General features: G+C 48.5%; 12 protein-coding genes. 6 read left to right on the top strand and 6 right to left on the bottom strand.

Going from position 1 to position 15650, the window contains the following annotated elements; all coding sequences use genetic code 11:
• The first annotated feature begins 233 nt into the window (after positions 1 to 233).
• The 4 genes from Q1B11_RS11045 to Q1B11_RS11030 are packed head-to-tail and all read left to right on the top strand — an operon-like array spanning position 234 to position 7714.
• Entirely contained in the window at positions 234 to 1586 is a 1353-nt protein-coding gene (locus tag Q1B11_RS11045; RefSeq protein ID WP_299732208.1) for a hypothetical protein, read from the top strand.
• Entirely contained in the window at positions 1579 to 2337 is a 759-nt protein-coding gene (locus tag Q1B11_RS11040) for a chromosome partition protein MukE (protein WP_299732205.1), read from the top strand. The genes Q1B11_RS11045 and Q1B11_RS11040 overlap by 8 nt, the downstream gene beginning before the upstream one ends.
• Positions 2334 to 6746 (top strand): chromosome partition protein MukB, encoded by a 4413-nt coding sequence (mukB, locus tag Q1B11_RS11035; RefSeq protein WP_299732202.1) that lies wholly within the window; start codon positions 2334 to 2336, stop codon positions 6744 to 6746. The genes Q1B11_RS11040 and mukB overlap by 4 nt, the downstream gene beginning before the upstream one ends.
• The gene (locus Q1B11_RS11030; protein WP_299732199.1) at positions 6743 to 7714 is read left to right on the top strand and encodes a Wadjet anti-phage system protein JetD domain-containing protein; all 972 of its coding nucleotides are present in this window, start codon (positions 6743 to 6745) and stop codon (positions 7712 to 7714) included. Before mukB ends, Q1B11_RS11030 begins: the two co-directional genes overlap by 4 nt.
• A gap of 15 nt (positions 7715 to 7729) precedes the next feature.
• Here Q1B11_RS11030 and Q1B11_RS11025 read toward each other — a convergent pair whose 3' ends face one another.
• The 3 genes from Q1B11_RS11025 to Q1B11_RS11015 all read right to left on the bottom strand — a co-directional run bounded on the left by Q1B11_RS11025 (position 7730) and on the right by Q1B11_RS11015 (position 9887).
• Positions 7730 to 8026 carry a SemiSWEET transporter gene (locus Q1B11_RS11025; RefSeq protein ID WP_299732196.1) on the bottom strand — a complete coding sequence of 99 codons (297 nt, stop codon included), beginning with the start codon at positions 8024 to 8026 and terminating at the stop codon, positions 7730 to 7732.
• A gap of 149 nt (positions 8027 to 8175) precedes the next feature.
• Positions 8176 to 9360, bottom strand: coding sequence for an iron-containing alcohol dehydrogenase (locus Q1B11_RS11020; protein WP_299732192.1), 1185 nt, complete (start codon positions 9358 to 9360; stop codon positions 8176 to 8178).
• The gene (locus Q1B11_RS11015; protein ID WP_299732189.1) at positions 9357 to 9887 is read right to left on the bottom strand and encodes a hypothetical protein; all 531 of its coding nucleotides are present in this window, start codon (positions 9885 to 9887) and stop codon (positions 9357 to 9359) included. Before Q1B11_RS11015 ends, Q1B11_RS11020 begins: the two co-directional genes overlap by 4 nt.
• Before the next feature lie 315 nt (positions 9888 to 10202).
• Here Q1B11_RS11015 and Q1B11_RS11010 point away from each other — a divergent pair, with 315 nt between their 5' ends.
• Complete coding sequence (locus Q1B11_RS11010) at positions 10203 to 10808, top strand: glutathione S-transferase family protein (RefSeq protein ID WP_299732186.1); 606 nt, start codon at positions 10203 to 10205, stop codon at positions 10806 to 10808.
• Between the two features lie 52 nt (positions 10809 to 10860).
• On the opposite strand, the gene Q1B11_RS11005 is transcribed toward Q1B11_RS11010, so the two are convergent.
• The 3 genes from Q1B11_RS11005 to glmU form a co-directional block, all read right to left on the bottom strand.
• Entirely contained in the window at positions 10861 to 11130 is a 270-nt protein-coding gene (locus Q1B11_RS11005; protein WP_299732183.1) for a SemiSWEET transporter, read from the bottom strand.
• Between the two features lie 149 nt (positions 11131 to 11279).
• Positions 11280 to 13112 (bottom strand): glutamine--fructose-6-phosphate transaminase (isomerizing), encoded by a 1833-nt coding sequence (glmS, locus tag Q1B11_RS11000; protein WP_299732180.1) that lies wholly within the window; start codon positions 13110 to 13112, stop codon positions 11280 to 11282.
• Between the two features lie 31 nt (positions 13113 to 13143).
• Positions 13144 to 14520: a bifunctional UDP-N-acetylglucosamine diphosphorylase/glucosamine-1-phosphate N-acetyltransferase GlmU gene (gene glmU, locus Q1B11_RS10995; protein ID WP_299732369.1), complete on the bottom strand. Its 1377-nt coding sequence runs from the start codon at positions 14518 to 14520 to the stop codon at positions 13144 to 13146.
• Between the two features lie 371 nt (positions 14521 to 14891).
• Here glmU and Q1B11_RS10990 point away from each other — a divergent pair, with 371 nt between their 5' ends.
• Positions 14892 to 15632 carry a helix-turn-helix domain-containing protein gene (locus Q1B11_RS10990; RefSeq protein WP_067518429.1) on the top strand — a complete coding sequence of 247 codons (741 nt, stop codon included), beginning with the start codon at positions 14892 to 14894 and terminating at the stop codon, positions 15630 to 15632.
• Positions 15633 to 15650 lie beyond the last annotated feature (18 nt).

Genomic DNA, 15650 nt, shown 5'->3' with positions numbered 1-15650 from the left:
TATGCATTCCACAAGCTTGTTTGCTTCTCCCTGTCTCCCACCACAAAATATGCACAAAAAAAGTAGAACTTTCGTTAGGTATTCATTGTCATACAAATGACCTGTGTTTTGCTTTACGCTAACCATGGTTTTTTTCATAATGAATTTGGCACTTATATGCAGAGTCTGTTTAATGATGCAGACATCCTCCAACGCCATCCCTGTTTAATGCCCTGATAACTATTGGAGCAAGCTTGCCAGCATCGAAGAGCATCCCGTCATTAGTCAGCACCATTCTGACCCAGGGCATCAGTTTGAAACTGCAGCCGGCTGATCTCGCGTATCTCACAGCTTTGCGTTACTGGAGAGCCACAGAATCACGGCCAGAGTTTAGCGAAGAAGAACTCCACGTCGTCTTTCAGAGCGTTGAGAAAGCACGACTGGATGACAATTGTAACGATGCCTCAAAGCGCTGTAATGATGTGATTCGTCGTCTGTTGCAGCAGCACTTGCTCATTTGCCTGGAAGGTGGCGAACAGAGAAATCACGCCTACCTGATCACGCCACTCTCCGAACAAATCGTGGATTCCATTTGTGTTGGTATGGAGGCGTCTAAAGAAGCCTTGAGCACACTGTTCATGACAGTAGCCAGCCATCTCCAGGAGATTCGTGACTCTGCTGAACAGGGTGGTAATGAGCCTTTCTGGAAGCTACAAATTGAAGCCCCGCTGGATATTACTGTTAATCAGCTGGTCACCTCCATCGACCATCGCCAGCGACAGCTGGATCAGGAAGCCATTCAAACCCGTCGGGAAGTGGTTGAACTGCTGAAGCAGGATTGGCAAAACTCTATCAGCCAGTGTGAGCAGTTGCTCACCAGTACACAGTCCCATCTGCAGGACTTGCAGCGATTGCTATTAGCCTCCTGCCACCAACTGCGATCGCTTCTTGAGACCATTGCCCGTTATTGCGAAAAGGCTCAACGGATGAATGCCATCAACAGCATCATCCGTCTGGAACAGCATCTCGACCGCATAGAGCACTGGAGCGGTGAGCGGATGAATCACTGGGAAGGATTCCATCATCGGGTACACCAATACCTTCGCCAATTTGTCACCATGGATGAACGAAAAGCACTGATGGAGCGAGTGCGTGAAGGCATTCGGAACTACAGAGAACAACGCTGGTATCTTCGCTACACCCACGAAGAGCCCTTGATGCGCCTGCGGGATATTGAACCGCCGCAGCCAAAAGAGAACTTGGCGCAGGTAATTCATGAAGAAGGCGACCCAAGCTCCATTGAAGATTTTGATGCCCTAAAACAGCAGGTAAAAGCCTGGCTGGTTAAACAACAGGAACAAACCGGTGAGCTACCAGCCTATGAGCAGGCACTGGAAGTACTCGCCAGCCAATGGCCAATGGAAAAACTGCACATGGTCGCGGGCTGGCTATTCAGTGCGCTGACGGAAATGGGCCACCAGCAACATCAGCAGCACATTGCTGATCATCAGTGGCAGGAAATTGTGCCCGACTTTTCGGTGGAACGCCTGCGCCTTAACCCTAACTCACCACAGCCCACACGAGAAAAACACCTTGTCGATGGATAACCCTTACCAGCAGATCGCCGATCTGATCAATGATGAATGCTTTCCGGAACTGGATGCCCGGCTGCGTCGGGGTGAACACATCGATGCCCGCCAACATCGGTTATTCAATGTGATTCACGATGGCCTCCCGTTACTGGTGGAATATTACCTCCGATTTGGCTGCGACCTGATTCACGCGCCAGAATCCTACTATTACCTGCGCCCGGGTACCGGGGGGAAAAGCCTGATACGCTCCCGAAAACTCGATGAGCTAACCATGGTCGTTGGCCAGGTTCTGGCGATGTTTCATCTGGACCCAGAGCAACTGGAAGGCAGTGGCTGGATATCAGCCGATGCGGTGTATGAACGACTTCGCTTGCTTTTGGAAAACGATCACCTTTGCCAATTACTGGCACGCAAAAAAATTGAAACCCAGGCAGACCGTGATAAAGCTATGGATACTCTGCGCAGTTCTATACGACAGTTGGCAAGGCTTGGCATGATCAGGCTTGAAGGCAATCAGGCAAATCGGCTGCAAACTCAGGCACCGTTAATGCGATTTATCGATCCGGTGCGCTCTACCACTTCTTCCGCAGAAGCCACCAGAGAAGTAATGGAACAGCTGGTCCGGGATGGCTATATCAGTTTTGATGTGGATGAGGAAAGTTCGACTTCTGAAGAAGTTGACCCGTTAGCAGCCTCAGTTGGAGAAACATTGGTAAAAGAGACTGTGGTAATAGCGCCTGCGGTAGAGGAGGATCAGGAAGCATGAGCCAGAAAAGAACCCAGATTCGCAGCCTGACCATGGTCAACTTCCGGGGCATCTTCTTCAAAACCCTGGATATGCACCCATTAATGAGTAACCTCATTGGTCATAACGGTGCCGGAAAAACCACCATTATGGGTGCACTGCTCATTAACCGTGTGCCTGATAATCGCCTGATTCGTTTACGCAACAATTCCGACAGCGGCAAAGACAGCAGTGACAACGGTATCTGGGGCCGTATCGGTGCCGGTACCTGCTACAGTCTGGTGGATTACGAACTGCACGACGGTAGTCGGGCAATTACCGTAGTGCGACTACGTCGCCTGACGCAACCCAAAGTCGAATTAAAACTTTATGCCATCACCGGCATAGACGCCGATATTGCAGTGCGGGACGTAGTAATGAAACCGCTGCCCGGCGAACAAAATCGTTATGAGCCTCTTGATGGCAAAGCCCTGAAAAATCAGGTCACTATGTTAAATGGAGAGCTCCACCGTTTCGATACTACAGCCCAATACATGAGCTGGCAGTTTGAACAGCGGATCATTCCCCGCCGTATGGAGAACAGTCAGGATCGCCAGCGTTACTACCGAATGCTCGAAACCAGTCTTTATGGTGGGTTATCTGCCGAGCTACAGAAAGGTCTGCGGGATTATCTATTACCGGCAGATAATAAAGTGCGCGAGTCCATTAGCTCCATGCAAAACGCGCTGCAGGAAACCCAGCGCACCCGCCACCAGATCGCAAAAACCCGCAATGATCGCAAGGTGATCCGCGATATTCTCGAATCCAGCTACGCTCTGGGTGAACATGTGCTGGCCTGGTCCGATAAGCAACAGCAGACGTTACAGGCCGAACTGAAAGAGAAACAACAGCAGGAAAGGCTGGCGCAACAACAGCTGGAGACTTATAGACAACAATTGTTAGCTATTGATGCCCGTCTGCTGACACTGGAAAGCCAGAAAGAAGAGCTGTCCAGCCAGCAAGACGATGCTGACGAACGTGTCGATCAGTCGAAAGATCTTGAACGACTGCATACGGACCTGGGCAGACTCTCTAACGAACAAAGCAACCACCTGCAACAGCGAGAAGAAGAAACCGGGAAAAAGGTACTGCTGGATTGTCAGTACGAGGAACAAGCTGCTGAGCTTGAACGCCTGAATGATGATATTTCCCAGTTGGTGGATCAGTTAACCAGTGCCGAGAAAGCTTACTCAGAAGAAGCCCGCAAAGCCGGTCTTTATCTGGCAGCTATTCGAGCGCTTACCGATGTTCAGGAAAGCTTCGATCAGGTAGAAGTGACTGCGGATAAACTCGGTCCGCTGATGGGTGAGCTGCTGAACAACCTTGGCACCACTTCCGAACAGTATTATCGTCAACTGCCACTGCTGGAGCAGGCTGAAAAAATCCGCAGCCACTTCGATGCAACACTATCCTTACTGGCTTCTCTTGGTGATAACGATGTAACAATGAGTCAGGCGGCGGCACGTACCGATTTCTGGCGTCAGCACCACCAGCAACAAACGACATTAGCCCTGCAAATAACTACCCTGGTCAAGCAGCAGCAGCAACGCCAGCAAGAAAAAATGCAGCTAAAGAAGGTTCAGCAAGCACTGGCCGCACTGCCGGACAACTGGCAACAGGTTGTAAAAGATGAAGCCAGCTGGAATGAACAGCTACACCATGCTAACCATGAGCAGCAGCAAACCTTCGAGAACATTGAGCGACTAAAAGATCAGGCGCAGCAAACTGTCAGACAACAGGATCAGGTTCAATCCACACTGGATCAGGCTCGCAAAGATCATATTCACTGGTTTGATGCCCGCAAACTCAGCCAGGAGATTCTTGCCAACCGTTCTGATACTGCGCTGAACAATCATAATGACTTCGTTGCGTTACGTCAGCAAATCAGTCAGGAACAACAGGAGAATCTGGAAGCCAGCGTGCAATTGGCAAAGGAACTGGAAACCTTGCGGGTACGCATGGCACAGCTTGAAATCAAAGCCTCCAGAGAGCTGCAACAACTGCAGAAGCTGGCTGAAATGACCGGCGGTGTGGTCATCAGCGATTACTTTGATAACGACGATATCTCTCTGGAAGAAGCAGCCTGGCTGGAAGCAAAATTTGGCCCGCTGCGTCATGCTATTCAGGTTCGGGACATCGCCAAAGCGGCCAACATTATCCGGGAAGAAAATGACCGGCCAGATCACGTCTGGCTGCTCAGTGGTGAGCCGGGGCAATCCTTTGCAGATGAAGACTATCTTAACGCCCCCATTGGCCAGAAAGAAGACGGCAATGTACTGGTAGAAATGACCAGTAATATGGCGCGGTTAAGCCGAGAACCCGAGTTCCCGACCATTGGCCGACTGGCCCGTGAAAAAGAGCAGGCCCGTCTTCGTGAACAGGAAGAGCAACTGCTCGATACGCTTCAGGAGCAGGCGATCAATAAAAGACAGCTTGAAAAGCTTCAGCAACGTCTTGATCAGCTCTCTGCCAAAAGCCAATGGCTTGGTACTCAAGAACCGCCTGTGGAAGAGTGTACAGCCCAGCTGGATGCTTTGGCAGAGCAGGCAGAATCTCTGGCACTGTCACTCACTAGCTCGCAGCAGCAGTATAAGGTAGTGAACGATGTGGTTCGCTGTCTTGAGCAATGGCAATCCAATGCCTGGTTGCTGAACGATGACCCGAAGCGGGAATCTCTGGAAGCCATCGCTGAACAGTTACAACTGGCCAATGATGCAAAAGCCTGGCTAAGCAGCCATGAGCAAACCATTCATCAATTAAACGACCATCGGCTCTACATTGATCAACCGCCGGTGGAAAACCTGGATGCTCTGCGTGCCGAGCTGGACGCCTTGAAAAAACAAATAAGCCAGTACAACCGACAGAAAGACCTGCTGAATACCGCCATCGAGCAGTCTCCTAACCTGCGCTTTGCTGGTTCAGTGACTCGACAGGAAGAAAAAGAGAACCTGCAGAATCAGTTGCAGGAAGAGTTCGAGGCGAAAAAACAATCGCAGAAACGACAAAGTCAGGATGTGGAGCAGTTGAGAAAACAGTGCAACGCCCTTGATCTCAACATCAATACCATCAATACCCGTATTGAGCAGAATCAGCATCAGCAATCGGAGTTTAACCGACAGATCGCTGATATCCCGCTGACTTATACGCCAGGCCTTAAAGAAGAGTGCGAAGCTCAGCTTGCCCGTATCAAGTCGGACAAGAACGCGCTATATCAGGAACTCAATCAGCACAAAGAAACGCAGATTACCACAAAGTCTGAACGCGAGAAGCTTGAAGAGCGCCTGAGCGATACCATTGCTGACATCCATAATCTGGAACCCAAAGCACAACTGGCTACCAGCAATTATCAAGAAATCCTGAAACTGGCGGAGCAGTCCGGACAACAGCAGCGACTGAATACCCATCACCTGCTGAATCAAGAAGATGATTTCCTGCGGGGTGGGCTGGCCGATGCCCGAGCAGCCTTGATCAAAGTGCTGGAAAGCGAGAACAGCGGCCTGTTGGAACAGCTTGAGAAGACCAGCAGTACGCATTTGCCCGGACTTTTCCAATGCTTTATTGATGCCCAGAATCATCTGGCTCAGCGCATAGACAAAACGCTCTACCAGTCCGATGACCCAAGGAAAAATCTGGAGTTATTGGAAGAACGACTGACACGCCTGGAAACCTTATTGAAAGATGCTGAGCAGCGTTTCCTCGCCGAATCCGACAGCCTTGGTCAGAACATTCAGCGCAAGATCAACAAAGAGCGAAAGCAAATTCACCAACTTAACGCCGCCTTGTCCAGTGTGCATTTTGGTACGATCCGCGCCATCAAAATTGAGTTGGAAGTCATCGACAGTTTCCAGAAAATTCTCGACGCTCTGCAGCAGGAGTTTTACGCAGACCTGTTCCGCAAACCGGATATGACGGTTGAAGCAGCCCTTGAATATCTGTTCAAAAAAGAAACCGGCGGCACAATTGTTGGTGACAAACTGCTGGATTACAGAGAATACATTCGTCTGAACATTCTGATTCAACGTGCTGGCAGCCAGCATTATGAACCGGCTAACCCCACCAATCTCTCTACTGGTGAGGCCATTGGTACAGGTCTGGCGATTCTCACCATGGTGCTGCACTCCTGGGAAGTCGCTACAGATAACCGGGATGGCAAAGGACACGCCGCAAGTCGTTTATTATTCCTGGATGAGGCCGCTCGCCTCGATGCCAAAGCTCTGGCAACGCTGGAGGAGCTTTGTCTGCACCAGTCCCTGCAGCTAATGGTTGGAGCTCCAGACAATGTGCTACCCAAAAATGGCGTGACTTATCGCATGGTTCGCCTGATGGAACCCTATGAACATGTGATTTTCTCTGGTGTGAAAGGGCGTTTACCGCAGGCCAGTGAGTCGTGAAATTTCCACCAGAAGACGCCATTACAATTGCATTGGCATTACTTGATGATTGTTACTGTCAGAAAGGGCGGCAAAAGCCGTCTTTTCTGGGCTTTCTGATCGAAGCCGAGTGGGTAGAACAACGCACTCAGCGGCAGAGTAATAACCAGTTTGCTCTGAGATCAAAAGCTGATCGTAATAGCCTGTTGTCGTATATGCATTCGCACTACGGCGAACAATGGCAGACTGCTTTTGAGCCCGACGAAACCAGAGAAGAATTCCTCAAAAAACATCTGGTCTCACCGCTGCCAGTAACACTGCACAGTCGGGTAAAAAATGCCGTTTGGGGTGAGCATTCCAAAAAGACAACCTCAATCGACACTCATCTGGAAACACTGGATAGTGAAATAATCCAGTTACGCACCAGAACCTCATGCCAGTTACACTTTTCCTCGAGAGTGATCGATTGCCTGGAAGAAATGGATTTTGCGGATGCGATTATTCTTAATGAAAAAGCACTAAGCCAACTGACGTCTATTCAGTGCGATGAACCCGTCCAGATAATCACTGTGGAGAATGCTGGAGCCTGGCAACATCTACCTTTGCCCAAGCCAGTGATGGCCATTTTTGTTCCGGGTAACAATTACAAACTTACTTTACGGTTTTTATCTGCGTTGCAAAATTTTCAGTGGTGCCATTTTGGCGATCTGGATCAAAAAGGGCTGGATATTGCAGCACAGCTGGCTCGTTCCCTTGATAAACCGATCAAGCTCTTGATTCCTGAGTGGTGGAGTGACTACCAGACTCACTTTGCTCAGAAAATAAAAGCCGGCAAGACTTTGTGGCGAACTGACATTTGCCCATACAGCAAGCATTACCGAAATCATCCCTTATTAAATAGCCTGGTCGAGCAAGAAATCTGGCTTGAGCAGGAAGCAATTATGCTTGATACCCGCCTCGAAGAAGACATACGCAATCTATTAAAATGACTGGAGAAGAAAACTTTAAAACGTCCACCCCACCCGGATAAAAATACCCACGACAACCACTAAATAGGCAAGAAACCCAAACCCGTTACCAACCCAGATGGTAGGGTTTTGATGATACAGTCCGTAAATCGTCCAGAGTAGGGCAATCATTGTATACATACCCCAAGTCGTGATAGATAAACCGCCGGCATGTTCACTGTGGGTAAAGTACAATTTGACGATTTGCGGGATAGTGGCAACAGGGCTAACAAGCCCCATAACCAGCATAAGTGGCTCAAGCGCTTTGCCTATTCGATTCAACCATTGCTTCAAGCGAATACTCCCACCGGGAATCTGGATGGTCTAAAGAAAGCACAGGCCAGCTAATCCCGCAAAAGTTTAAGGGAAGATTTCAGTATGTTGGTTGAGATAATGTAATGAGAGTCAGGGCTTAATGTTAAGCCCTGTGATTTTGTAATGGTTTACCAGGCAGATTTCAACAACTCCAGCACCTGTTCATAACTGGCATCTACCCGATTATAAAGAAGCGCGCCGTCATCAATACTCATACGGGCAATGTCTTCCAGCTGGGTTTGCTCAACCTTTCCAGACTCTGAAAGCGTACGAGGCAAGCCAGTCTTATCAAAAAGCTCATCCCGTAATGCCCTGATGACTTCAATGGCTTTGGATGCACGCTGGCCAGCTGCAGTTTGGCTATAAACCTCAGCACCTGCCAGTGGCAACAGTAGTTCGGCAATTTCATCATTGCACTCTGCCAGATTGTACTCCAGCACATAGGGCAACATGATGCTCATGCACACACCATGAGGCAGATGTGTAATTGCACCAATGGAATGCCCAATTGCGTGAACAAGACCAACCATTGAATTTGAAAATGCAACACCCGCCATACAGGCCGCTTCTGCCAGTTTTAGCCTTGCATTACTGTTGTTTGGTTCAGCCAACACCAATGGCAGGTTTCCTCTAATCATTTTAATGGCTGAAACCGCATAGGCATCACTGATAGGATTTTTGGCAGTGCCAAGGAATGACTCAACGCTATGAGTTAATGCATCCATAGCGGTTGCAGCTGTAATGTGTGGGGGCAATGTCAGAGTCATTCTTGGGTCAAGAACCGCAACATCTGGCATCAAAAATGCCGATGCATAAGGTGTTTTTCGACCGGTCTCATCATCTCTGATAACAGCGACTCGGGTAACTTCCGAGCCGGTTCCAGCGGTAGTAGGCAGAATAAATAAAGGCTTCAGTCGTTTGGTCAATGCCCCTGCGCCGCTGTAGGCCAACAAGTCATCGCCACCTTCTGACACCAGAATATTAACGGCCTTGGAAGTATCGATTACCGAACCCCCACCAATCGCAATAATGCCATCAGCGCCACTTTCCCGGTACGTTCTGGCAATACTGGTCACTACGGTCGTAGAAGAGTCTGGTGGCACATCACTGTAGACACCTGCAACCGGAAAATCACTGACCATCAATGCCCGCGTCACAGGCTCTACCAGCCCAACTTTTACGACACCAGCATCAGTAATGATCAACGGCCTTTTAACACCAAGGCTAGCCAGTTCAAAGGGTATATGTTCAAGTGCTTCTGTGCCCGAAACGATTTTCACCGGATTCATGAATTCATAGAAACTGCGGCTCATTTTTTATTCCCCGTAACAAATCCAGCCATGACACCCAGATAAATCTGAGCTGCGCCGACAAGCTTTTCAGTTATTTTTATTGATGGATAATGACGCATAATTCGACAGGCAATCAGTTTCGGCAGCGTCAGAATTTCTATTCGTTCAAAACAACGTACCAGTTTCATAGACGCTGGTATGTCGCCATCAACGACCATACGCTCACGAGCAAATGCCTCTGCAGTACCTTCCTGAAAAGATAATGTGCCAAAGGCATGGCCAAGGTGTTTGAACTGAATATCAAGATCTGGCTTCCCTGCTGGTTTAGCAACCTTTACTAAACCACGATTATCTTTCCGCATATGCAGCTCAGGGCCATTTGGCATAACTCCCATAGAGAAAGTGAAGCCATCTCTTAGTGATGCTGTTTCTTTACTGATAATTTTGTCCGACCTTGAAGCCTTGGCTAAGCCATGACCAAGGAAGGCCAACATAAAACGCACATAAAGTCGTTTCATGCGCCAGGAAATAGGAAGGGAGGGTGACACTGGATACTCCTGCCAGCGGATCGCCGTGCGGTGGTTGTTATTGTTATTGTTATGTGGGCACATCTTATCTTATTTTTCCGTCGATGCACCATGTCTGTGCTCCTTGTTTCTTTAAGGTGACCAGGCTACCTGTGATCGGAACAGGCTGTATCGAATATAACAAGCGATATATCCCGACACTACCTTACCCATACCTGGCTATTATGCGTTTCTGGCCAAACCATACTACGGCGTCGTGCTACCATGACTCACCATTTCATAAGCTCATTGTTTCCATAAACAGAACATCCACATTCACCTATCGAAGGTACTCTTATGATTAAAGTTCACCATCTGGAACAATCTCGATCAACCCGCGTGCTGTGGCTTCTGGAAGAGATCGGTGTTGAATATCAGCGAATAGATTATCAGCGAGACCCACAAACTCGACTGGCGCCACATTCCATGAGAGAAGTTCATCCTCTGGGTAAGGCACCGATTGTAGAAGACAACGGATTAGTACTGGTGGAATCTGCCGCAATACTTGAATACTTGCTGGATCAGTATGCACCCGATCAACTTCGTCCAGCGAAAGGTTCACCAGAATATTATGTCTACCAACAGTGGATGCACTTTGTAGAAGGTTCGGCCATGCTGCCGGTGCTATTGAAACTCTTTCTTGGGGAGATGGAGGATCAGTCTGCACCTGTCTTTGGTTATGCACAGAAAGAGTTTGAACTGGACTTTGGATACATCAACAGCACCCTGCAATCTTCCTCTTACCTTGCTGGCGAAGATTTCACTGCGGCGGATATCATGATGGTGAATACTCTACTCTTTGCCAAAAACCTTGGCATGTTGGAAAACTACCCTGCAATTCAGGCGTATATACAGAAAATTTCTGAGCGAAAGGCATTTCAAGCGGCTTTGTCATTTGGCTAAATGTTAGTTTTAACCAGCTCTAAGAAGGAGCTGGTCATTCTCTAATTACACATTATTGCCTTGCCCGCATAACATCTCTGACCTTCAAAATCAGAATTATACTCGACAGAATCAAAGTAATCAGATTAGCAATGATAATCGGGGTTTCATCCAGCGTAATGCCGTAGATCAGCCAAAAGAAAACACCGGTAACAAAAATGGAATACATCCCCAAAGAAATGGATCGAGTGTCTTTTGTTTTCAGAATATACAATACCTGAGGTACAAAAGAATAGGTTGTGCAGAAGGCTGCTATGTAACCCAGGTAAGCTAAATTATCCATAATGAACTCTCTTTTTTAACCCCAGTCCGTGGCGTCTAATGCAAGTTATGCGTTCATCAATGTATCCTCCAATGATCACTGATGGCCAATACAATCCATCGCTTATACTCTATGAATACCTTTCCATTATCAGCTCGCAGCCTTCGAAATTATTCGACAGTCACCGATTTCGCCAGATTTCGCGGCTGATCCACATCTGTCCCTTTAATCACTGCCACATAATACGACAACAGTTGTAGAGGAACTGTATAAACAATCGGCGCAATAATTTCTGGTGATGCTTCTACTGGTAGAACCTGAACACCTTCGCCATTTTTCAGGCTGGCATTGCGATCGGCAAACACAAACAGCTGACCACCTCTTGCACGAACTTCTTCCATATTGGATTTCAGTTTTTCCAGCAGATCATTGTTGGGGGCAACCACGATGACAGGCATGTCATTGTCGATCAGCGCCAACGGGCCATGCTTCAGTTCACCGGCGGCATAGGCTTCTGCGTGAATGTAGGATATTTCCTTGAGCTTTAGCGCACCTTCCATGGCAATGGGGTACTGAGAGCCACGGCCAAGGAACAGACTGTGATGTTTGTCTGCAAACGCTTCCGCCATCTTCTCAATATCATCACTCATGGATAGCGTGCTTTTCAGAATCTGTGGCAGTGCCTTTAGTGCTGATACGACAGATGCCTCTTGTTCTGCCGTCATGCCCGTATGGCGACCTACGGCGGTCACCAGTAGCAGCAGATTTGCCAACTGAGTGGTAAATGCTTTGGTGGAAGCCACACCAATCTCTGCGCCGGCATGGGTCATCAACGCCATGTCAGATTCACGCACCATAGATGAACCGGGTACGTTACAAATCGCCAGGGTAGCCATGTAGCCCAGCTCTTTGGCCAGTTTAAGCGCCGCCAGGGTATCGGCGGTTTCACCGGATTGAGACAGCGTGATAAACAAGCAGTCTTCCGGCACAAAGAATTTCCGATAACGGAATTCAGAGGCAATTTCTACACGACAAGGGATGCCTGCCAACTCTTCAAACCAGTACCGTGCAACCATTGCTGAGTTATAGCTGGTGCCACAGGCAACAATTTGAACGGCACGGGTACGATTCAGCAGTTCCCGCCCTTCTTTACCCAGAACACTCAGATTCACCTGATGTTCACCCAGACGACCTTCCAGCGTATTTGTGAGCGCCTCTGGCTGCTCATGAATCTCTTTGAGCATGTAGTGGCGATATTGACCTTTATCACCAGCATCGTGCTCAATATCACTGTCTCTGGCCTCACGCTCTACCGGATGACCGTTGCTATCAAGAACCGTAACATCGGTACGAGTCACTTCTGCAACATCACCTTCTTCCAGATACATAAAACGACGGGTGACCGGGAACAGTGCCAGTTGATCAGAGGCGATGAAGTTTTCACCCAGACCCAGGCCAATCACCAGCGGGCTGCCAGAGCGGGCAACAATCAGTCGGTCTGAATCCGTTCGATCCATCACCACCATGCCATAGGCGCCTTCCAGTTGTGTCACTGTGCGCTGAACGGCTTCCAGCAATGTGCCGCCTTTCTGTTGTTCGTGGTTTACTAAGTGAACAATGACTTCTGTATCCGTACCCGAAGTGAACTCAAAGCCTTCATTCTGCAATAAAACTCTCAGGGTTTCGTGATTTTCGATGATGCCATTGTGCACCACAACGAAACGATCACCGGAAACGTGTGGGTGTGCATTGCGTTCACTGGGCTCACCGTGAGTCGCCCAGCGGGTATGAGCAATGCCAGTGCCGCCATGAACAGGGCTCTGGGAAACGGCATCTGTCAATTCTGCAACCTTGCCAATACGGCGTACACGATGCAGCTCATCACTGTTATCAACCACCGCAAGGCCGGCAGAGTCATAACCTCGATATTCAAGACGACGAAGGCCTTCTAATAATATTTCAGCCACATCCCTTTGCGCTACGGCACCGATAATCCCACACATAGTGTTAACCTTTTACTAATTCAATAATCAATTAATGCTTTTTAACCGGACGCTGCCAGCCATCGAGATTGCGCTGGCGCCCACGAGCAACGCCAAGCTGCTCATCCGGAATATCACGGGTGATGGTAGAACCTGCGCCACTGGTGGCACCGCGGCCGATGGTGACCGGCGCGACCAAGGCACTGTTACTGCCAATAAAGGCGCCATCACCGATCACTGTTTTGAATTTATTGACACCGTCGTAGTTACAGGTGATGGTGCCAGCACCTACATTCACGTTGTCGCCTAATTCAGCATCACCAACATAGCTCAGGTGGTTTACCTTGCTGCCTTTACCAATAATGGATTTTTTGATTTCAACAAAGTTACCCACACGGGCCTTTTCCTGCAGCTCTGCACCCGGGCGAAGGCGAGCAAATGGCCCCACTTCACACTGTGCAGCAACCACCGCATCTTCCAGAATGGAGTTTGCTTTGATAATGGCGCCAGCACCTACCACTGAGTTTCGGATGATGCAGCCCGGTTCGATAATGACGTTATCACCCAGTACAACATTGCCTTCCAGCACAACGTTGATATCCAGAGTAATATCATGACCGGCTGTTACTTCACCACGAATGTCCAGACGCTTTGAATCTACGACAGTGACACCATTAATCATTAGATCTGTCGCCAGTTTTTCCTGAAGAGCGCGTTCTAATTCCATTTGCTGAATACGACTATTGACGCCTTCAACTTCAATCCGACTCTGGGGTTGAGTATTAATAACAGAAACGTTCTGCTCAACAGCCATTGCCACAACATCGGTCAGGTAAAACTCACCCTGAGCATTGTTATTCTTCAGGCTGCTTATCCAATTGCTAACCTTGTTGCCAGGAATAGCCATAATGCCGGTGTTAATTTCACTGACTGCCTGCTGCTCAGGCGTTGCATCTTTTTCTTCAACAATGGCCTGAATATGGTTGGACTCATCGCGAATAATACGACCATAGCCTGACGGATTAGCCAGATTAATAGTTAGTAAACCAAGGCTGCCTATATTGCTGGTGTTAAGCAGAGAAATCAGGGAGGCAGGCTCGATTAAAGGCACATCACCATAAAGCACCAACACCACATCAGCACCTTCACAACCGGGTAGCGCCTGCTGAACCGCATGACCTGTACCCAACTGTTGATCCTGATGCACCCAGTTCAGGTCGTAATGACCCAGCGCTGCCTTTACCTGATCCGCACCGTGGCCAACCACCACATGAATTTTACCTTCACCAACCATGCTCTGGGTGTTCTGGGCCGCCAGAATGACATGTTCCAGCATGGGTTTGCCGGCAATGGTATGCAGCACTTTAGGCAGATTAGACTTCATGCGGCTGCCTTGACCGGCCGCCAGAATGACGATATCAGCTCTCATCGTAGCCTCTTTATAAAGTGCCAGATTGAGCACTTTCTTCGGTATGTTGCGCTTCTGGTAACTCAATGAATAGCCATTCTGACCAGTCAGTTGCCGAGGAATGAGTATCCGATGGGAGTTACCAAAACCAGTATTGGTTATCCGGCATAATGGAGGCATCAAGCGACCACTGTTGATTGTCAGTACACTGAGCCTGTTGTGTATTGCTCACAGGGGTAAGCAATGACCGGAGTATATTTATAAGGGTATCGTCAGCACACTAAAAGACAACCCTATTTGTCATAAAATAATTGACAAACAATCACAAAAAGCCAATTTTATAGGATTAGCCTTCTGATTTAATAGGCTTTATAGATAATGGCAATGTGCTTATGAATCTTGATGTTCTGGAAAACCTGGGGCTCGATCAGCGGGAAATCAGCATTTATCTGGCGCTTTTGAAGCTGGGTTCAGCTTCTATTCGTGATATCGCCAGTCAGGCAAACATCAATCGCGGCACCACCTACGACACATTGAAAGGCCTGGCGGATAAAGGTGTCGTCAGTTACTTCCCGAAGGGAAAACGTCGTATCTTTTCGGCAGAGCCCCCGGAGAAACTACTCGATCTGGCAGAAGATAAACGTCAGGCACTGGATGCCACCATTGAAGAAATGAAGCATCGGTTGATTCCTCAGTTGAACCACCTGAAGCCGGATTTTAATGCCGGTAATGTTCGCTTTTATGAAGGCGACAGTGGCATTGAGTTTGTTCTCAAGGATATTCTCAATACCGTCGCCCAACAGCCAGAAAAAACCTATTGTGTATTTTCTTCAAAGTTGATCCGGCAACATCTCTATCGCCCTTTTCCTAACTACACTCAACAGCGTATTCGCAAGAACATCAATGTTCGGGTAATTGCTATTGGTGACGGCGGTGAAGATGCGCAACTTTCTGAACGCAAGTGGATAGATGCAAAAGGTCGTATGGATGCCAGTTATATTGCGATCTATCCGCCCAAGGTAGCGATGATTTCTCTTGGCTCGAGAGACTACCCTGTCGCTGTCGTGTTGGAATCACCAGAGATTGCAGCCGCTCAGCAGATTATTTTTGAAACGTTATGGGGAACGCTGTAATTCCCCAGCGTTTGCCTC

The organism is uncultured Endozoicomonas sp., assembly GCF_947495845.1.
Classification (GTDB): domain Bacteria; phylum Pseudomonadota; class Gammaproteobacteria; order Pseudomonadales; family Endozoicomonadaceae; genus Endozoicomonas.
The sequence above is the reverse complement of the archived record's forward strand: the minus strand, read 5'-3'. Positions and strand labels throughout refer to the sequence as shown.

Coding starts and splice junctions, on each gene's coding strand:
- Q1B11_RS11040 (WP_299732205.1), top strand. CDS start 1,579: ATGGATAACCCTTACCAGCAGATCGCCGATCTGATCAATGATGAATGC.
- mukB (WP_299732202.1), top strand. CDS start 2,334: ATGAGCCAGAAAAGAACCCAGATTCGCAGCCTGACCATGGTCAACTTC.
- Q1B11_RS11020 (WP_299732192.1), bottom strand. CDS start 9,360: ATGAGCCGCAGTTTCTATGAATTCATGAATCCGGTGAAAATCGTTTCG.
- Q1B11_RS11010 (WP_299732186.1), top strand. CDS start 10,203: ATGATTAAAGTTCACCATCTGGAACAATCTCGATCAACCCGCGTGCTG.
- Q1B11_RS11005 (WP_299732183.1), bottom strand. CDS start 11,130: ATGGATAATTTAGCTTACCTGGGTTACATAGCAGCCTTCTGCACAACC.
- glmS (WP_299732180.1), bottom strand. CDS start 13,112: ATGTGTGGGATTATCGGTGCCGTAGCGCAAAGGGATGTGGCTGAAATA.
- glmU (WP_299732369.1), bottom strand. CDS start 14,520: ATGAGAGCTGATATCGTCATTCTGGCGGCCGGTCAAGGCAGCCGCATG.
- Q1B11_RS10990 (WP_067518429.1), top strand. CDS start 14,892: ATGAATCTTGATGTTCTGGAAAACCTGGGGCTCGATCAGCGGGAAATC.